This window comes from Pseudomonas sp. GZD-222 (assembly GCF_049310525.1).
In the GTDB taxonomy this organism is placed as follows: domain Bacteria; phylum Pseudomonadota; class Gammaproteobacteria; order Pseudomonadales; family Pseudomonadaceae; genus Aquipseudomonas.
Genome location: NZ_JBMOWO010000058.1, coordinates 76,582 through 95,063 on the forward strand (window position 1 = coordinate 76,582; position 18,482 = coordinate 95,063).

Here is an 18,482-nt window from a genome sequence, read left to right on the forward strand (position 1 = left end):
ACAACGAGGGAGGATCACTGATCCTCCCTCGTTGTTTGTACTTAATGTGTATCGCTGCGCCGGTACAGGCTCAAGCCCACCGCCAGCGCCGCCAGCATCCCGGCACAGCTGCGGTTGATCCACTGCATGGTGCGCGCCGAGAAACGCCGCATGGCATGCCGGCCACCATAGGCGTAGACCGCCATCATCACCCCGTCGAGCGCCGCGCTGGTGATCGCCAGCACCAGGTACTGCTCGGCCACCGGCTGGTCCGGACGAATGAACTGCGGCAGAAACGCCGAGAAAAACAGCAAGCCCTTGGGGTTGGACAGACCGACGAACAACGCGCGCAGAAACGCCGAACGGCCCGTGGCGCCGGCATTCATCGGCACCCGTTCAAGGGCATTGCTCGGGGCGCGCCAGAGCACCCATGCCAGGTACAGCAGATACACCGCCCCGACCCACTTGACCAGGCTGAACAACTGTTCGGAAGCCTGCAGCAACGCCCCCAGGCCACAGCCCACGGCAGCGATCAGCAACAGATCGGAAAGCATCGCCCCGGCCATGCCAAAGCCGGCCACGCGCATGCCGTGGCTGGCGCCGTTATTAAGAGCCAGGAGCATGGCGGGGCCCGGAGTGATCATCACCGCCCCGGCGGCAATGATGTAAAGCAAAAGTGTGGAGGCGTCCATGGCGGTTTCCGCAGACAGAAAGGCGCCAGCATGCCTGTTCAACGCCGACAGGACAACGCCTGTTATCGGCTCATGGCTGCCCTGCGCGGTTTGCCTCTATCATGGGGCGTACAAGGATTTTCTACCTCGAGGATGCATTGCCATGCTGTACCGCCTGAGCGCCGATGGACTGGTGCTGTTTCATCTTCTGTTCATTGTCTTCGTGCTGTTCGGCGGCTTGCTGGTGCTCAAGTGGCGCGGCATTGTCTGGTGGCACGTGCCTGCGATGTGCTGGGGTATCGCCGTGGAGTTCTTGCACTTGTACTGCCCCCTCACCGACTGGGAAAACAGCTTGCGCCAGGCGGCGGGCCAGGCCGGTTACGAGGGCGGCTTCATCGAGCACTACATCCTGCCGATCATCTACCCGGCGGGGCTGACGCCGGGTACTCAGGTGCTCCTGGGTTCGGTTGTGGTGCTGGTCAATGCCCTGGTATATGTGCAGGTGATCCGCCACTGGCCGCGCCGTCAGCCCAGCCACTGAAAGCCGCCTTCAGCGCGTGGCGACGATGAACAACCGCGGGAACGGCAACAGCACCTTGCCGTCGGCCGCTGGCGGATAGTCCCTGACCATGGCCTGCAGGTAATGCTGCAGAAAGTCGGCTTGCTCAGTGGCGTTCAACGCCGCCAGATACGGACGCAAGGCCGACCCCTTGAACCACTCGACCACCGCCTGCGCCCCGCCCATCAGCGGGTGGTAATAGGTGGTGCGCCAGACTTCGACCTTGCTGCAATGCGGGCTGAGGACATCGTAGTAATAAGCCGCCGTGTGTCGGGGCGGGTGCCGGAGCGTACCGATCTTGTCGGCCCAGGGGCCCTGGCTGGCGATATCCCGTGCCTGGCGATGGGCCGGTTCGTCGAGGTTGTCCGGGGTCTGGATGGCCAGGCTGCCACCCTCGGTCAGTTGCCTGACCAGGTGCGGGTACAGCAACGCGTGATCCGGCAACCACTGCAACGAGGCATTGGCGAGAATCACATCGACCCCCTGAGGCGCCGTCCAGGTGGCGATATCGCCCAGGGTGAAGTCGACACCCGGCAGGCGCTCGCGTGCGGCGCGGAGCATGTCCTCGGAGCTGTCGATGCCAGTGACTGTGGCCTGTGGATAGCGCTCCGCAAGGACCTGGGTCGAATTACCCGGGCCGCAGCCCAGATCCACGGCTGTACGGATACTGCGGGGCGGCAATGCCGCCACCAGGTCACGCACCGGTCGGGTACGCTCGTTTTCGAAAGTGCTGTACTGCGTCGCGGACCAGGTCATTGTCGAGTCCTTGTTCATCGGTGAAAAAGTCGAGAGCAAGCATAGAATGCCCGCTGGATTTCGCCTATCGCCACGCGCTTGCCGTTACCATGAGCGCCATCAGATCACTTGCCGGAAGCCTGCCATGACCTTGCACATCCGCCCTGCCCGCCGCGACGACGCGGCACAGATTCTCGCCTTCATCACCGAGCTTGCCGACTACGAACGTGCCCGCCACGAAGTGATCGCCAGCGTCGCCGATATCGAACGCACCCTGTTCGATGACGGCGCCAAGGCCCTGAGCCTGATCTGCGAGCGTGACGGTAAAGCCATTGGTTACGCCGTATATTTCTACAGCTACTCGACCTGGCTGGGGCGCAACGGCATCTACCTCGAAGACCTGTACATCACCCCCGACCAACGTGGCGGGGGTGCGGGTAAACAGTTGCTCCGGCACATCGCCATCGAGGCCTGCGACAACGGCTGTGGCCGCCTGGAGTGGAGCGTGCTGGACTGGAACGAGCCCGCAATCCAGTTCTACCGCTCGCTGGGGGCCCAGCCGCAAGACGAGTGGGTACGCTATCGCCTGGAAGGTGACGGCTTGACAGCATTTGCCGGGCGTTAACGCTGAGGTGGCCTAGTTGACGGCCACTTTATGCAGCACCGCAGAGTCAACATGCTCGAAGGGTTGGCCATAGACATGCAAACTTATTGTTTGCGTGTATTTCATGGTTGACCCCGTCACATCGAAGGTCATGGCAAAGTTTGTCGTTTTGTCATTTTTTGTCATATAAGCCGACTCTGCAACGCCCTTGGCCATTGCTTTCAACTCCATTTTTTCACCGGCCGTTCCCTCAGCAACTACACACACGGCGCGCGGAATGCAATAAGAGTTGTAAACCATGTTTCTTTTCTTGTCGTAGATCAAGTAACCACGCTGATCGTGAATTTTTGCATCGTCTCTTTTGCGGAACACTTCCTGTTTGTAATACATGGCCACCAAATATTGATCACTGGCATTTTCGGCATCCGCTACAGGTTCGAATGTTCTGATTTCATAGAACGGTTCTACGGCAACGCCACCCTTGCCTACCAGCGATCCGGTTTTTCCTGGCGCGATGTCGACACCACCCGCTTCATCGCTTTTCCAAGAACCGGCGAACTTTGCCAATGGGCCAAAATCGAGGCCATTGATAACTGTTCCCTGGGCGAATGAAACTGAGGGTGCGGCAAGAATAAGCGCTAAAGCGAGTGACCTGGTTTTCATGAGGACTGCCTGTTTGATATTGAGTTATCGAAGTTATTTGCCTGCCCCGATTATCGGCTCAATACCCACGTTACTTTTGACACAAGTCAAATCACACTAGAACCCGGCGATTAGTTAAATATATCGCCCCTATAGGCATATTGAATTGGCAACTACGAGGCACTCTAATTCTGCCAAGCCTAAAACAGTATCTACTGGGAATTACGGTTCCAGGCCGATACCACGCAGGATCACTGCAGTCACCGTCTGCACCGCCCGCTCGAACTGCAGGTCAGTCAGCGGCTGGTGATCGTTGAGCAAACCGACCTGGTGGCTGAAATCGGCGTAATGCTGGGTCGAGGCCCAGATCATGTACAGCAGCCCCGAAGGCTCCACCGCGAGGATGCGGCCATCGTCGATCCACTGTCGAATCTTCGCCTCTTTCATCTTGGCCCAGTCATACAACGGGTCGTCCAGCGCCGCGCCAAGGTTGGGGGCGCCATGGATGATCTCGTCGGCCCAGACCTTGGAGCCATAGGGACGGGTACGCGAGTGGTTCATCTTGGCGCGGATGTAGCTGCTGAGAACGATGCGCGGATCGTCGTAAAGCTCAAAGCACAAGGCGTCCTGCTTCCACACTTCGAGCAGGCCGAACAGCACCGCCTGGTACAGCTCGGCCTTGGTGCTGAAGTAGTAATGCACATTGCTGCGCGGCAATTGCGCCGCTTCGGCGATGTCAGCCATGGCGGTACCGGCGAAGCCCTTTTCGGCAAAGACCTGCTCGGCGGCCAGCAGGATGTTGTCGACATTGCGTTGGCGAATGCTGAGCTTATGCTGGGTCATGACCACTTCCATTACGACAGACGTTGCAAGGCTAGCACCAGACGTTACCAATTCGTGCGTCAGCGGCAAAAAAGTTGTGCCGCGACAGGGATTTTTCCTACCGCCCGCAGTCGCAATACTGCACACCTCTTTAGCAGCAGCCCTTCACCAGGAGCCTATTCATGTCCATTCCCCTGCTCGGCCTCGGTACCTTTCGACTTAAAGACCAGGTGGTGATCGATTCGGTCAGCCAGGCGCTGGAGCTCGGCTACCGGGCCATCGACACCGCACAAATCTATGGCAATGAAGCCGAAGTCGGTACCGCCATTGCTGCCAGCGGCGTGGCCCGCGACCACTTGTTCCTGACCAGCAAGATCTGGACCGAGAACCTCGGTGCCGACAAGCTGATCCCGAGCCTGAAGGAAAGCCTGAGCAAACTGCGCACCGATTTCCTCGACCTGACGCTGATCCACTGGCCATCGCCCAAGGGCGCTGTGCCGGTCAGCGAATTCATGGGCGCACTGGCCGAGGCCAAGGCCCAGGGCCTGACCCGCCAGATCGGCGTCTCCAACTTCACCATCGACTTGCTGCGCCAGGCCATCGAGGTGGTCGGCAAAGACGCCATCGCCACCAACCAGATCGAACTGCACCCCTACCTGCAGAACCGCAAACTGGTCGAGTTCATGCGCAGCCAGGGCATCGCCGTGACCTCGTACATGACCCTGGGTTATGGCAAAGTCCTGCAAGACCCGGTAATCCAGGCAATCGCCGGGCAGCACAACGCCACCCCGGCGCAGGTTACCCTGGCCTGGGCCATGCAACTGGGTTACGCGGTGATTCCGTCCTCGACTCGCCGCGAGAACCTGGCCAGCAACCTCAAGGCGCGTGACCTCAAACTAAGCGCTGAGGACATGGCGAAAATCGCCGCCCTCGACAGCGGCCTGCGCCTGACCAGTCCGGAAAGCCTGGCACCGGCCTGGGACTAACCCTGATCACTGCAGGCCTGGGCCAGTTTCAGGTACTGCAGGGTGTGTTGCTGACCCGCAGAGTCGAGATAGACCATGCTCGCCTGCACCACATCGCAGAGCCGGGTATCCGGCTCGCTCATGGTCAGCACCTTGTTGATATCCAGCGGCATGCCGTAGTGATACACAGCGACTGATTCGGCAGCCTGAGCCGTGGCGGTCAACAACAGTCCCAGGCAAAGCAGAGTTCGCAGGTACATGGCGACGCTCCTGTGTGTGTGTGTGCAAGAGGTTCACCGACGTGCCGGAGAACCCCGACCTTTAAAGTGTGGCGCGCACAGGGCCAAGCGTCGGTCGAGGGGATCAACGGCAACTAACGGGTAGATCGGTTAATCTTCACGCCTGACAATGGCGCGTGGATCTGCCCCAGCATGGAACTTCATATCAGCCTGCAAGGCAGCAAAGGCCTGGCCGAACAGCTCTACCAGCAACTGCGCGAGGGCATCGACAGCGGGCGCCTGGCTGCCGGTACGCAACTGCCGCCAACGCGGCTGCTGGCCGAACAACTGGGCGTCTCGCGCAAGACCGTGGCCGAAGCCTATTCACGCCTGACCTACGACAATCTGCTCAGCGGCAAGGTCGGCAAAGGAACGTTCATCACCCCGGCCTTGACCCGTGTACAGCCACCTGCCCCGACCATTCCCCTGGCCAGTGCCCCGACCCTGGCCAAATGGCGTGCGCGCAGCAACCTGCTGGCCGACCTGGCACCAAGTACCTTGCGCTACGACTTCATTGGCGGCGCTTCGAGCAAAGCGCAGTTTCCCTTCGATGACTGGCGCCGCTGCAACCAGTACGCGTTGCGCCAGATCCGTCGCGGCAGCGCGCGTTACGCCGCCCACCAGGGTTTGCCGGAGCTGCGCGAGGCCATCGCCCGGCATATCGCCTTTGCCCGCGGGGTGCGTTGCCACAGCGCCGATGTGTTGGTGTGCAGCGGCGCCCAGCAAGCCCTCGACCTGATCGCCCGGATCCTCATCGAGCCCGGCTGCCGGGTGGCCATGGAAGACCCTGGCTACACCCCGGCACGTCACCTGTTCCTGTCCCAGGGCGCGCAATTGCAGTACGTGCCGGTGGATGACCAGGGCCTGTGCGTGGAGCAGATCGCCGAAGGCACGCGGCTCATCTACGTCACCCCCTCGCACCAGTTTCCGCTGGGCATGCCGATGAGCCTGGAGCGCCGCCAGGCCCTGCTGGAGCGCGCCGCGGCCTTGGGTGCAATCATCATCGAGGACGACTACGACAGTGAGTTCCGCTACGAAGGACGACCCACCGACTCGCTGCAGAGCATGGATCGCCATGGCCTGGTGGCCTACGTCGGGACCTTTTCGAAAACTTTGTTGCCGGAGTTGCGCCTGGGCTACACCATCGTCCCCGAAGCGCTGCGCGAGGCCATCTGTGTCGCCAAGCAGCTGACCGACTGGCACGCGCCGACCCTGAGCCAGTGGGCACTGGCGCGCTTTATCAGTGAAGGCGCGTTGCTCAAGCATATCCGCCGCGTGCATGAGGTGTATGCCGCGCGCCGCGAGCGGATCCTGCAGCGTTTGCAGGGCGACCTGGCCCCTTGGTTCGAGGTGATACCGGCCACCGCGGGCTATCATATGAGCGCCCTGACCAAGGGCGACCTGGAGGTGGAGTTCCTGATCAACATGGCGCGCAAGGTCGAAGTCGGGCTCTATTCGCTGGCGCCCTTCCACGCCCAGGCGCCGGTACGTTCAGGGCTGCTACTCGGTTTTGGCGCGATCGAGTTGCTGGACATCGACCCGGCGCTCGACCGGGTGCGCGACACCCTGCAGACCCTCGGCTGATTGGCCTCCTGAGATTCGGCGCAATTGGCTATTCGAGCATCCGCGCAGCAGCGCTAAGGTAGCGCCATCGCCGCCTGATGCGGAACTTACCGGAGAACAGAGATGAGCAATCGAATCGAATGGGCCAAACACTCGCCTGAGGCTTACAAAGCCATGGTCGGCCTGGAAATGGCCCTGGGCAAATCCGGACTGGAAACCTCGCTGCTGGAGCTGATCCGCCTGCGCGCCTCGCAAATCAACGGCTGCGCCTATTGCATCAACATGCACGCCAACGATGCGCGCAAGGCCGGGGAAACCGAGGCCCGTCTGCAAACCCTGAGCGTCTGGCACGATACCCAGTACTTCACCCCCCGTGAGCAGGCCGCGCTGGCCTGGACCGAAAGCCTGACCCGCCTGCCTGACCGCCATGCACCGGAACACCAGTACCGCGCCCTACTCGAACACTTCAGTGAAGCCGAAGTGGTCAACCTGACCCTGGCCATCGCCACCATCAATGCCTGGAACCGGTTTGGCGTCGGCTTTGCGATGATCCCGAGCTGATTAAATAGCGCCACCCTCCCGGTGGGAGCGGGGGGGGGGGGGGGGGGGGGGGGGGGGGGGGGGGGGGGGGGAGGGGGGGGGGGGAGGGAGGAAGAGGGGCCCTTTCCCCTTCCCCCCCCCCCCCCTCCCCCCGCCCCCCCCCCCCCCCCCCCCCCCCCCCCCCCCCCCCCCGCTCCCACTGAGTGTCGGTCAGCCCGCCGGCGTCGGCATCACTGGCGGAATGTATTGCAGGGTGGTCCCGAGAATCCACAGCAGGAACAGCACCAGGGGTGTGTGCACCAGAAGCTGGACAAAGGAAAAGCCGATCAGGTCGCGCGCCTTCAGGCCCAGTACACCCAGCAGCGGCAGCATGTAGAACGGGTTGATCAGGTTCGGTAGCGCCTCGGCGGCGTTGTAGATCTGCACGGCCCAGCCCAGGTGGTACTGCAGGTCATTGGCCACCAGCATCACGTACGGCGCCTCGATGATCCACTTGCCACCACCGGACGGGATGAAGAAGCCCAGCACCGCCGAGTACACGCCCATCAGCAAGGCATAGGTATCGTGGGTGGCAATCTGCACGAAGAAGGTCGAGATGTGGTGCGCCAGGGTGTGCGCATCGACACCCTGGACCTGGGTCAGAATCGCCGCAATCGAGCCGTACAAGGGGAACTGGATCAGCACCCCGGTGGTGGTCGGCACCGCGCGCGCTACCGCATCGAGGAAACTGCGCGGACGCCAGTGCAGCAAGGCACCGGCCATGATGAACAGCAGATTGTAGGTGTTCAGCCCGGAGATCGCGGTGATCGCCGGTTTGGTCGAGAACTCGTTGTACAACCAGCCGGCCGCCAACGCCACCAGCAGCAGAATCAGGATCGGGCTGTATTCCAGCCACTCGCCCGGACGGGTACGTTGCGGCGGTGGTGGTGCCGAGAAACTCGGATCGACACCGCAGTCTGCAGCACTACGGGCACTGCCCGGCCCCGGTGCAGTGGCGTAGGCCACGACCAGCGAAACCACCACCAGCGCTGCCAGCATCACGCCCGACTGCCAGAGAAAAATGGTTTCGGTGAACGGAATCACCCCGGTGATCGCCAGGATCGACGGCGGCAGACTGGCCGGGTTGGCCTGCAGTTGCGCGGCCGAAGACGACAGGCCCAAGGCCCAGACGGCGCCCAATCCCAGGTACGCAGCAGCACCCGCGGCGCGGTAGTCCATGTGCAGGTCGGTGCGACGCGCCAGAGCCCGCACCAGCAAGCCGCCAAACACCAACGACAAGCCCCAGTTGAGCAGCGACGCCAGCATCGAGATCAACGCCACCCAGCACACCGCCGAGCGACCGTTTTTCGGGATCCGCGCCAGGCGGTCGATCAGCTTCACCGCCGGTGGCGAACTGGCGACCACATAACCGCCGATGACCACGAAGGCCATCTGCATGGTGAATGGGATCAGGCTCCAGAAACCGTCGCCAAAGGCCTTGGCGGTATCGGTAGGCTTGGCGCCCATGGCCAGGGCAGCGACGGAAACCAGCACCACCGCCAGGGCGGCAAACACCCAGGAGTCGGGGAACCAGCGTTCAGCCCAGTTTGAACAGCGCAGGGCAAAGCGAGCGGAGCGGCTGTCTTGGATATCAGCGGCCACGGGAATTTCCTTTTATTGATTTTATCGGAACAGCACAAGGCCCCATCGCGGGGCAAGCAAGGTCTGCAGAAAACTCAGATCAGAAGGTCATCTCTTTGACATCGTCCGGCACGATCAGCTTGCCAGCGGTCTTCTCGATGATCTCTTCCACGCTCACCCCCGGCGCAGTCTCGCGCAGGATGAAGGCGCCGTTTTCGATCTCCAGGTAGGCCAGGTCGGTGAGCACCTTGCGGATGCAGCCGGCACCGGTCAGCGGCAGGCTGCAGCGCGGCAGCAGCTTGGACTCGCCGTCCTTGGAGGCGTGGGTCATGGTGACGATGATGTTGTCGGCGCCAGCCACCAGGTCCATGGCGCCACCCATGCCTTTGACCAGCTTGCCGGGGATCATCCACGAGGCGATGTTGCCCTCCACGTCCACTTCAAAGGCGCCGAGCACCGTGAGGTCGACGTGGCCGCCACGGATCATGGCGAAGGATTCGGCGGAGTTGAAAATCGACGCGCCGGTACGCGCGGTCACGGTCTGTTTGCCGGCATTGATCATGTCAGCGTCGAGCTGCGCTTCGGTGGGGAATTCGCCCATGCCCAGCAGGCCGTTTTCCGATTGCAGCATCACGTCCATATCGCGCGGGACGTAGTTGGCCACCAGGGTCGGGATGCCAATGCCGAGGTTGACGTAGTAGCCGTCCTTGAGTTCGCGGGCGACGCGCTGGGCCATTTGTTCGCGGGTAAGTGCCATGGTCAGGATCTCTTTGTTGTTCTGTTCGGGGACGGTTCAGGCTTTGAGGGTGCGTTTTTCGATACGCTTCTCGAAGGTGCCGACAATCACCCGGTCGACATAGATACCCGGGGTATGGATCTCGGTAGGCAGCAGGACACCCGGCTCGACGATCTCCTCGACCTCGACCACGGTGATCTTGCCGGCGGTCGCGGCCAGCGGGTTGAAGTTCTGCGCAGTGTTGCGGTACACCACGTTGCCGTAGTGGTCGGCCTTCCAGCCTTTGACGATGGCGAAGTCACCGGTGATGGATTCTTCAAGGATGTACTTGCGGCCATGGAACTCGCGCACTTCCTTGCCATCGGCAACCGGAGTGCCGTAACCGGTAGCGGTGAAGAACGCCGGGATGCCGGCACCGCCTGCGCGCATTTTCTCGGCCAGGGTGCCTTGCGGGGTGAGTTCCACTTCCAGCTCGCCGCTGAGCAGCTGACGCTCGAATTCGGCGTTCTCGCCGACGTACGAGGCGACCATCTTGCGGATCTGGTGATCTTCGAGCAGCACACCCAGGCCAAAGCCGTCGACGCCGCAGTTGTTCGAGACCACGGTCAGGCCCTTGACGCCACGGCGCTTGATCTCGTTGATGAGATTTTCCGGGATACCGCACAGACCGAAACCACCGGCCAGTACTGTCATGTTGTCGGTCAGGCCTTCAAGAGCCTGTTCATAGGTTGCTACGCGCTTGTCCAGTCCGGCCATGCTGATCCGCCTTTTGTAGTTGTTGAACCGACAGGGGTGTCGGTAAGCGTTTGACGCATCTTCACCCCAATAGACTTATTTGTTAATTTTGTTTTTATGATCGTTTGATTAATTTTTCAAAAGAATAGACCACGCCGATGAACGTCAAACAGCTGCGCGCCTTTGTCACCGTCGCCAAATACCAGAGCTTCGCCCAGGCCGGTGAACACCTGCACTTGTCGCAACCCGCCCTGAGCCTGACCATCAAGGCCCTGGAAGACAACCTCGGCGGCGCCCTGCTCAGCCGCACCACCCGCAGCGTCAGCCTGACCCCGGAGGGTGAGGTACTGCTGCCCCTGGCCCGGCAACTGCTGGCCGACTGGGACAACACCGAAGAACTGCTGCGCCAGCGCTTCACCCTGCAGCTGGGACGGGTGTCGATCGCGGCCATGCCGGCTTACGCGGGTAACCTACTGCCGGCAGTGCTGAAGGTGTTTCGCCAGCGCTACCCGCGGGTCAATGTCACGGTGCATGACGTGATCAATGAGCAGGTGCTGGAACTGGTGCGCCATCGCCGCGTCGAGCTGGGCATCGGCCTTGAACCCGAGGCCAGCACGCCGATGCTGTTCAAGCCGTTGTACCTCGATCGTTTTGTCGCGGTGGTGCCGACCGACTCGCCGCTGGCGCAGCAAGCGCAGGTCAGCTGGCGCGAATTGCTGGCCGAAGACTTCATCGCCCTGCAGCGGCCCTCGGCCGTACGCCTGTTGCTGGAGCAGCACCTGGCTGCCGAACACGGCAAACTGGCGGTGGCCTTCGAGAGCCATCAGCTGTCGACCATCGGCCGCATGGTTGCCAACGGCCTCGGTGTCAGTGCCGTGCCGGCTTTGTGCATCGGCCAGATGCAGGAACTCGGCGCCCGCTGCGTGCCGCTGGTCGAGCCGATCATCGAACGACGCATTGGCGTCTCGCTGCTGGCTGACCATAAACTCTCGGCAGCGGCCCAGGCGCTGCTCGATGTCCTACAAGAACAAACCCGTCCCCAGGAGGTGACATGCGCACAGTGAAGCTTGCCGACAAAGACGTTGCGGCCATCGGCCAGGGTACCTGGTACATGGGCGAGGACCCGGGCCAGCGCAGCCGCGAGGTAGCCGCCCTGCAACACGGTATCGAGCTCGGCCTGACGCTGATCGACACGGCCGAAATGTATGCCGAAGGAGGCGCCGAAGAGGTGGTCGGCCAGGCCATCGCCGGGCGCCGCGAGCAGGTTTTCGTGGTCAGCAAGGTGTACCCGCACAACGCCAGCCGCAACGGCGTTGCAGCGGCCTGCGAGCGCAGCCTCAAGCGTCTGGGCAGCGACTACATCGATCTCTATCTGCTGCACTGGCGCGGCCAGCACCCGCTGGAAGAAACCGTCGAGGCCTTCGAACGCTTGCGCGAAGCGGGCAAGATCGGTCGCTGGGGCGTGTCGAACTTCGATGTCGACGACCTGCGCGAACTGCACAACCCTGACTGCGCCACCAACCAGGTGCTGTACAACCCTGCTCAGCGCGGTATCGAGTTCGACCTGCTGCCCTGGAGCGTCAAACGCAATCTGCCGACCATGGCCTACTGCCCGTTGGCCCAGGCCGGGCGCTTGCTGAAACACCCGACCCTGATCGAGATCGCCGAACGCCACGGTGCTACGCCGGCCCAGGTGAGTCTGGCCTGGGTCACCCGTCAGGACGGTGTGATTGCCATTCCCAAGGCGGTGACGCCTGAGCATGTGCGCTTGAACGCGGCGGCCGCCACTCTGACCCTTACCAACGAAGACCTGCGCGCCATTGACCGCGCCTTCCCGGTGCCGACGCGCAAGCAGCCATTGGCAATGGTCTGAGCCCGGGGTACAGGCGACGGGCTGCTCACTTCAGTAGAAGTAGCGGCCCTCCAGGTTCTCCACCAGAAAGTCGATAAACACCCGCACCCGCCGGGGCAACTGCCGCCCCGGACCGATGAAGATCGCGTGCAGGGTGTCGGGTTCGGCACTTTCGTAGTCTTCGAGCAGGGGCACCAACCGCCCCGCGTCGATATCGGCACCGACATGAAAGTCTGCCAGGCGGGCAATCCCGGCTCCACCCAGGGTCAGCTGGCGCATGCTTTCGCCGTCGTTGAGCAGCAGGTTGCCCTGGGGTTCGACTTCAATGCGTTCGCCGCGCGCATCGCGGTACACCCAGGCCTGCGAATGGCGATGAAAGCCAAACCCCAGCCGATTGTGCTCGCGCAGTTGCTCGGGAGTCTGCGGCGTACCGGCGCGCGCCAGGTAAGCCGGCGATGCCACAGTGCGCAGGCGGCTGTTCCCCAGGTGCCGCTGCACCAGGCTGGAAGCTTTCAACGGGCCGGAGCGGATGGCAACGTCCGCACGCCGCTCCAGTAGGTCGACCACGGTGTCGGTCAGTTCGATGTTCAGGGTGATGTCCGGATAGGCTTCAAGGAACTTCGGCACCAACGGCAACAGGCAATGCAGGCCGAACGGCAAGTTGCTGTTGAGGTGAATCACCCCGCTGGGCCTCTGCGCATTGGCGACGTCGCGCTCGGCGTTGTCGATCTGCTCGAGGATGCCCAGGCTCATGACATGGAAGCGCTCGCCCTCGGCGGTCAGTTCCAGACGCCGGGTGGAACGGTGCAACAAGCGCGCTCCAAGACGTTGCTCCATGCGCGCAACCAATTTGCTCACCGCCGACGGGGTCATGTCCAGACGCCGCGCCGCCTCGGAAAAGGTCCCCGCGGCGACCACCTCGGTGAACACCTCCATCTCGCCGGAACGGTTGATGTCCTTGATGCGACTCTGCATGAATTCAATTCACAGATGATTGGAATTGCACAAGTCTACATCACAGCGCGAAGGGCTCGTATCGTGGGCAGCATTCTTACCACCCACGAGTTTTCTCCATGACTACCTCCACACGCATCCATCCCGGTGTGTTCGTGCTCGCCCTGACGGCCTTTGCCATCGGCGTGGCCGAATTCATCGTGGTCGGGATTCTCCCGGCCATCTCCGCTGACCTCGGCGTGCCCCTGGCCTCCGCCGGCAGCCTGGTCGGCCTGTACGCCCTGGCGCTGGCCATCGCCACGCCGTTTATCGTGCTGTTGCTCGGACGCTTGCCACGCAAGCCGGTGCTGCTCAGCCTGGTGGCTATTTTCCTCGGCGGCAACCTGCTCTCGGCGCTATCGAGCGACTACACCACCCTGCTGATCGGGCGGATTGTCACCGCCGTGGCCCACGGCAGCTTCTTCGCCATCGGCGCCACCGTGGCCGCCAGCCTCGCGCCCAAGGGCCAGGCGAGCAAGGCGATTGCGATCATGTTTGCCGGGCTGACCCTGGCCATGGTGGTCGGTGTGCCGCTGGGCAGCTTTCTCGGCAATGCCATGGGCTGGCGCCTGCCGTTCTTTGCCGTCGCCGGGCTGAGTGCGCTGGCGTTGCTGGCCACGCTGCTGTGGCTGCCCGCGCTCAAGCCCGGCCAGGCCGGCAGTATCCGTGCGCAACTGGCAGCCCTCGGCCAACCGGCGATCTGGGCAATGATGCTGGTGACCATTTTCGGCTTCGGCGCCAGCTTCGCTGCCTTCACCTTCATCACCCCGATTCTCACCGATATCACCGGTTTCTCCTCGACCACGGCCAGTAGCCTGCTGGTGGTCTTCGGCGTCGCCACCCTGATCGGCAACCTCGCCGGTGGCCGCCTGGCCGACAGCCTCGGCTGGCAACGCGCCCTGCGCTTGCTGTTCGTGCTGCTGGCCGGGGTGCTGGTACTGCTGGCGTTGTCGCTACAGTCGCCGGTAGCGATGGTCGTGGTGTTGTTTATCTGGGGCGTGCTGGCTTTCGGCATGACCCCGGGCTTCCAGGCCGGGATGCTGGCCAGCGCCGAGCGCTACACCCCCAAGGCCGTCGACTTTGCCTCGGGCCTGAACATCTCGGCCTTCAACCTCGGCATCACCCTGGGCGAAAGCGCTGGCAGCTACCTGGTGACCCATGGCCAGCTGGCCCTGACACCCTGGGCCGGGGTGCTGGCCGCCGTGCTGGTGCATCTGCCACTGGCCTGGCTGGTGTGGCGCGGCAAGCGCCCGCAACTCTCTGCCGCCACCGCCTGAGGCTGGATCACGGGCAACCCTGCGCCCACGGTTATCGATAAAAATCGATAACCGTGGGTGATGTCCGTCTATTTTAATAGACATCCATTTTTCGCCACGAATCGACACAAGCCGCCAAATAGAGCATTCGAATCGTTAATGACGTTAAAACCCGGTTTTTCATAAGAAACATTTTGTCAGAATTTAATTGACACACCTCTGTCACTCTTCTTATTTTCCCCTTGCCTCACCTCTCGACAAAAATAATTCAAACAATACGGGCAAGCGCCATCCATCATGCCAGTCTCTTCATGTGCAGCTTCACCTGATAGCCAATTCAAAAAGACCCTGAAACTCTGGCAAGTGGTCATCATCGGCCTGGCCTACATTGCCCCGATGACGGTCTTCGACACCTTCGGCATCGTCTCCGGCATCACCGACGGGCATGTGCCCAGCGCTTATGTCCTGGCCCTGCTTGGCATCCTCTTCACCGCCGTCAGCTACGGCACCCTGGTACGGCGTTTCCCCGAATCCGGCTCGGCCTACACCTACACGCGCCGGGCGATCAACCCGCATGTCGGCTTTCTGGTCGGCTGGTCGTCGCTGCTCGACTACCTGCTGTTGCCCATGGTCAACGCATTGCTGGCCAAGCTCTACCTGTCAGTGATGTTCCCGGAAGTCCCGGCCTGGGCCTGGGTGGTGGGCTTTGTCACCGTCATGAGCCTGATCAACATCCGCAGCATCAACCTGGTGGCCAACTTCAACACCCTGTTCGTGGCCATCCAGGCGGTCATCATCGGCGTGTTCATCTACCTGACCATCCGCGGCCTGCACAGCGGCGAAGGGCTGGGCACAACCTGGAGCCTGCTGCCGTTCGCCGGTGAAGACACCCACCTCAACGCCCTGGTCGCCGGCGCCACCATCCTGTGCTTCTCGTTCCTGGGCTTCGACGCGGTCACCACGCTGTCGGAAGAAACCGAAAACGCGGAGAAGGTCATCCCACGAGCGATCTTTCTGATTGCCTTGATTGGCGGCCTGGTGTTCATCGTCGTGTCGTTCTACATCCAGTCGTTCTTCCCGAACATGGACCGCTTCCAGGATCACGAAGCGGCCCTGCCGGAAATCGCCCTGTATGTCGGCGGCAAGCTGTTCCAGTCGATTTTTATCTGCTGCACCTTCATCAACACCCTGGCCTCCGGCCTGGCTTCGCAAGCCAGCGTCTCGCGCCTGCTGTACGTGATGGGCCGCGACAACGTGATCCCCAGACGCTACTTCGGACGTCTGCACGGCAAGTGGAAAACCCCGGCCATCAACATCGTCATCGTCGGTTTCATCTCGCTGTCGGCGATCTTCTTCGACCTGGTGACCGCCACCTCGGTGATCAACTTCGGCGCGCTGGTGGCCTTCAGTTTCGTCAACCTCTCGGTGATCGTGCACTGCTACTTGCGCGAAGGCCGCAGCAAGACCCTGGCCGACAAGCTCAAGTATCTGGTAGTGCCGACGATAGGCTTTTGTATCATCGCCATTTTGTGGCTGGACCTTGATGAGCACTCGCTGCTGTTCGGCGGTGTCTGGGCGGCGTTGGGTGTGCTGTACCTGGCCTACTTGACCAAAGCCTTCAAGGTTGCGCCACCCAGTTTCATTGCCGAGTAAAGCCCTATAGAAAAATGGCCCGTCGTTATCGACGGGCTTTTGCTATTCACTTCCCTGCCCTACAAGGACGTCACCATGCTGCTGCGCCGCCTGCTCATCCAATGGAAGATCACCCTGCTCGCCGGCCTCTGCCTGCTGGTCATCGTGGTGCTACTGATGACGGCGGCGCTGTTTCAATCGAGCCGCAGCGCGGCACTGGTCAACACTGCCAACACGCAGATGCTCGACCAGAACGCGCGCCTGCGCCTGCAGACCTATGCACAGTTGCAGGCGGTGCGCATTCAACGTTATTTCAAGGACGCCTATCTGTATGGCAATGGCGTCTCACACCTGATGATGGTGCTCCGCGCCCAGGGCGTCGATAACCTGCGCCAGGCACTCACCCAGCAAGCCAGGACAGCACTGGGCGACAACCCTGAACTGCTTGGCCTGTACCTGGTGTTCCTGCCCGACGCTCTCGATGGCAAGGACGCCGCGTTCATCGACCAGGCCGATGTCGGCAGCAACGAAAGCGGACGCTTTTCCCTGTACTGGTCGCAACCGCAGCCCGGCCAGCTGGAGTCCGAGGCCATGCCCGAATCGATGCTCGCCGACACCAGCCTTGGCGCCAACGGTTTTGCCTACAACCGCTGGCTGACCTGCCCGCTGGAAACCGCTGAAGCCTGCGTGATCGATCCCTACTTCGACACCGTCGGTGATCGCACCCCATTGATGACCAGCATCGCCATCCCGCTCAAGCAAGACGGCAAGGTCATTGGTGTGATGGGCCTGGACATCAGCCTCGACAACCTGCAGCAACTGAGCCTCGACGGTCGTCAGGAACTGTTTGACGGCAACGGCCAGGTCAGCATCGTCAGCCCTGCCGGCCTGCTCGCCGGGCACAGCCGTGACGGCAGCCAACTGAGCAAGAAACTCGAAGAGGTCTTCGGCCAGCAGGCCAGTGCGCTATCGGCGCAGATGCGCGCCGGCAAGGCGGCCGAGTTCACCGACAACGGCATGCTCCAGGTCAGCCAGTCGTTTGCCCCGGTGCCCGGTGCGCAGCCGTGGAGCGTGCTGCTGGAAGTGCCCGAGCAGGTCCTGCAGGCGCCAGCGCTTGAACTCAACGCACGTCTCGACGCCCACAACAGCAGCGCCAACCTCAGCAGCCTGCTCATGGCCCTGGGCGCTGCGGTACTGGGACTGATCGTGATCTGGATGACTGCCCGTGGCGTGACCCGGCCGATCCTCAAGGTCGCGGCGATGCTCAAGGACATTGCCAGTGGCGAAGGTGACCTGACCCGCCGCCTGGACTATGCGCGCGAGGATGAGCTGGGTGAACTGGTGAGCTGGTTCAACCGTTTCCTCGACAAGCTGCAACCGGTGATTGCCAACGTCAAAGCCTCGGTCCAGGATGCCCGCAGCACTGCCGACCAGTCGGCGGCGATTGCCAGCCAGACCAGCGCCGGCATGCAGCAGCAGTACCGCGAAGTCGACCAGGTGGCCACCGCCTCGCATGAAATGAGTGCCACCGCCCAGGACGTCGCCCGCAATGCGGCGCAAGCCGCCGAGGCGGCGCGTGGCGCGGACCAGGCCACCCGCGAAGGCCTGGAGCTGATTCGCACCACCTCCCGCGCCATCGAACAGCTGGCCAGCGAAATGAATGCCGGTATGGAAGAAGTGCAACAACTGGCCGAGCGCAGCGAACAGATTGGCTCGGTGCTCGACGTGATCCGCAACATCGCCGGCCAGACCAACCTGCTGGCCTTGAATGCCGCGATCGAAGCGGCGCGTGCCGGTGAAGCCGGTCGCGGCTTTGCGGTGGTCGCTGATGAAGTGCGCAACCTGGCCCGCCGCACCCAGGACTCGGTCGATGAGATCCGCGTGGTCATCGAGGGGCTGCAACAAGGTACCCGGGAAGTGGTCGGCTCGATGCACAGCAGCCACCGCCAGGCCCAGGGCAGCGTGGCCCAGGCCGAACAGGCGGTGCCGGCCCTGCAGCGTATCGGTGATGCCGTGGCGGTGATTACCGACATGAACCTGCAGATCGCCTCGGCTGCCGAAGAACAGAGCGCGGTGGCAGAAGAAGTGAACCGTAATGTCGCCAGTATTCGCGACGTGACCGAGTCGCTGTCCGGGCAGGCTGAAGAGTCGGCACAGATCAGCCAGGCGCTGAACCGTTTGGCCAATCATCAGCAGGGATTGATGGCGACGTTCAAGGTCTAACTGGTGGGAGCGGGCTTGCCCCGCGATTGCGGGCTGTCAGCCCCATCGCATCGCGGGGCAAGCCCGCTCCCACCGGT

General features: G+C 62.3%; 19 protein-coding genes. 10 read left to right on the plus strand and 9 right to left on the minus strand.

Going from position 1 to position 18,482, the window contains the following annotated elements; all coding sequences use genetic code 11:
* Positions 1-41: 41 nt before the first annotated feature.
* Complete coding sequence (locus ACO6VD_RS11115) at positions 42-671, minus strand: LysE family translocator (protein WP_422419014.1); 630 nt, start codon at positions 669-671, stop codon at positions 42-44.
* Between the two features lie 142 nt (positions 672-813).
* Between ACO6VD_RS11115 and ACO6VD_RS11120 the strand changes: the two genes are divergently transcribed.
* Positions 814-1,191: a DUF2784 domain-containing protein gene (locus tag ACO6VD_RS11120; protein WP_422419015.1), complete on the plus strand. Its 378-nt coding sequence runs from the start codon at positions 814-816 to the stop codon at positions 1,189-1,191.
* Positions 1,192-1,200: 9 nt separating this feature from the next.
* Here the strand turns inward: ACO6VD_RS11120 and tam are convergent, their stop codons facing one another.
* Entirely contained in the window at positions 1,201-1,965 is a 765-nt protein-coding gene (gene tam / locus ACO6VD_RS11125) for a trans-aconitate 2-methyltransferase (protein ID WP_422419016.1), read from the minus strand.
* Between the two features lie 124 nt (positions 1,966-2,089).
* Here tam and ACO6VD_RS11130 point away from each other — a divergent pair, with 124 nt between their 5' ends.
* Complete coding sequence (locus ACO6VD_RS11130; RefSeq protein ID WP_422419017.1) at positions 2,090-2,569, plus strand: GNAT family N-acetyltransferase; 480 nt, start codon at positions 2,090-2,092, stop codon at positions 2,567-2,569.
* Positions 2,570-2,581: 12 nt separating this feature from the next.
* Here the strand turns inward: ACO6VD_RS11130 and ACO6VD_RS11135 are convergent, their stop codons facing one another.
* Entirely contained in the window at positions 2,582-3,211 is a 630-nt protein-coding gene (locus ACO6VD_RS11135) for a heme-binding beta-barrel domain-containing protein (RefSeq protein WP_422419018.1), read from the minus strand.
* Between the two features lie 201 nt (positions 3,212-3,412).
* Complete coding sequence (locus ACO6VD_RS11140; RefSeq protein ID WP_422419019.1) at positions 3,413-4,033, minus strand: TetR/AcrR family transcriptional regulator; 621 nt, start codon at positions 4,031-4,033, stop codon at positions 3,413-3,415.
* A gap of 161 nt (positions 4,034-4,194) precedes the next feature.
* Here ACO6VD_RS11140 and dkgB point away from each other — a divergent pair, with 161 nt between their 5' ends.
* Positions 4,195-4,998: a 2,5-didehydrogluconate reductase DkgB gene (gene dkgB, locus ACO6VD_RS11145; protein ID WP_422419020.1), complete on the plus strand. Its 804-nt coding sequence runs from the start codon at positions 4,195-4,197 to the stop codon at positions 4,996-4,998.
* On the opposite strand, the gene ACO6VD_RS11150 is transcribed toward dkgB, so the two are convergent.
* Complete coding sequence (locus tag ACO6VD_RS11150; RefSeq protein ID WP_422419022.1) at positions 4,995-5,237, minus strand: DUF2790 domain-containing protein; 243 nt, start codon at positions 5,235-5,237, stop codon at positions 4,995-4,997. The genes dkgB and ACO6VD_RS11150 overlap by 4 nt on opposite strands.
* A 171-nt stretch (positions 5,238-5,408) precedes the next feature.
* On the opposite strand from ACO6VD_RS11150, the gene ACO6VD_RS11155 reads away from it, so the two are divergent.
* Positions 5,409-6,839: a PLP-dependent aminotransferase family protein gene (locus tag ACO6VD_RS11155; protein ID WP_422419024.1), complete on the plus strand. Its 1,431-nt coding sequence runs from the start codon at positions 5,409-5,411 to the stop codon at positions 6,837-6,839.
* 102 nt (positions 6,840-6,941) lie between these two features.
* Positions 6,942-7,379, plus strand: a complete 438-nt coding sequence (locus ACO6VD_RS11160) for a carboxymuconolactone decarboxylase family protein (protein ID WP_422419026.1) — start codon at positions 6,942-6,944, stop codon at positions 7,377-7,379.
* A 189-nt stretch (positions 7,380-7,568) separates the two neighbouring features.
* On the opposite strand, the gene ACO6VD_RS11165 is transcribed toward ACO6VD_RS11160, so the two are convergent.
* The 3 genes from ACO6VD_RS11165 to ACO6VD_RS11175 all read right to left on the minus strand — a co-directional run bounded on the left by ACO6VD_RS11165 (position 7,569) and on the right by ACO6VD_RS11175 (position 10,470).
* Complete coding sequence (locus tag ACO6VD_RS11165; protein WP_400173768.1) at positions 7,569-8,999, minus strand: short-chain fatty acid transporter; 1,431 nt, start codon at positions 8,997-8,999, stop codon at positions 7,569-7,571.
* Between the two features lie 79 nt (positions 9,000-9,078).
* On the minus strand, positions 9,079-9,735 hold the full coding sequence (locus tag ACO6VD_RS11170; protein ID WP_400173769.1) for a CoA transferase subunit B: 657 nt from the start codon (positions 9,733-9,735) through the stop codon (positions 9,079-9,081).
* 36 nt (positions 9,736-9,771) lie between these two features.
* Complete coding sequence (locus ACO6VD_RS11175; RefSeq protein ID WP_400173770.1) at positions 9,772-10,470, minus strand: CoA transferase subunit A; 699 nt, start codon at positions 10,468-10,470, stop codon at positions 9,772-9,774.
* A 137-nt stretch (positions 10,471-10,607) separates the two neighbouring features.
* Between ACO6VD_RS11175 and ACO6VD_RS11180 the strand changes: the two genes are divergently transcribed.
* Together ACO6VD_RS11180 and ACO6VD_RS11185 are read left to right on the plus strand one after the other, a co-directional pair.
* Positions 10,608-11,513: a LysR family transcriptional regulator gene (locus ACO6VD_RS11180; RefSeq protein ID WP_400173771.1), complete on the plus strand. Its 906-nt coding sequence runs from the start codon at positions 10,608-10,610 to the stop codon at positions 11,511-11,513.
* Complete coding sequence (locus tag ACO6VD_RS11185) at positions 11,501-12,322, plus strand: aldo/keto reductase (protein ID WP_422419029.1); 822 nt, start codon at positions 11,501-11,503, stop codon at positions 12,320-12,322. Before ACO6VD_RS11180 ends, ACO6VD_RS11185 begins: the two co-directional genes overlap by 13 nt.
* A gap of 30 nt (positions 12,323-12,352) precedes the next feature.
* On the opposite strand, the gene ACO6VD_RS11190 is transcribed toward ACO6VD_RS11185, so the two are convergent.
* Positions 12,353-13,276, minus strand: a complete 924-nt coding sequence (locus ACO6VD_RS11190) for a LysR family transcriptional regulator (protein WP_400173773.1) — start codon at positions 13,274-13,276, stop codon at positions 12,353-12,355.
* A gap of 98 nt (positions 13,277-13,374) precedes the next feature.
* Here ACO6VD_RS11190 and ACO6VD_RS11195 point away from each other — a divergent pair, with 98 nt between their 5' ends.
* The 3 genes from ACO6VD_RS11195 to ACO6VD_RS11205 all read left to right on the plus strand — a co-directional run bounded on the left by ACO6VD_RS11195 (position 13,375) and on the right by ACO6VD_RS11205 (position 18,405).
* Entirely contained in the window at positions 13,375-14,571 is a 1,197-nt protein-coding gene (locus ACO6VD_RS11195; protein WP_422419031.1) for an MFS transporter, read from the plus strand.
* A 276-nt stretch (positions 14,572-14,847) separates the two neighbouring features.
* A complete protein-coding gene (locus tag ACO6VD_RS11200) occupies positions 14,848-16,203 on the plus strand; it encodes an APC family permease (RefSeq protein ID WP_422419033.1) in 1,356 nt (451 codons plus the stop codon).
* A 75-nt stretch (positions 16,204-16,278) separates the two neighbouring features.
* Positions 16,279-18,405, plus strand: coding sequence for a methyl-accepting chemotaxis protein (locus ACO6VD_RS11205; RefSeq protein WP_422419035.1), 2,127 nt, complete (start codon positions 16,279-16,281; stop codon positions 18,403-18,405).
* The last annotated feature ends 77 nt before the right edge of the window (positions 18,406-18,482 follow it).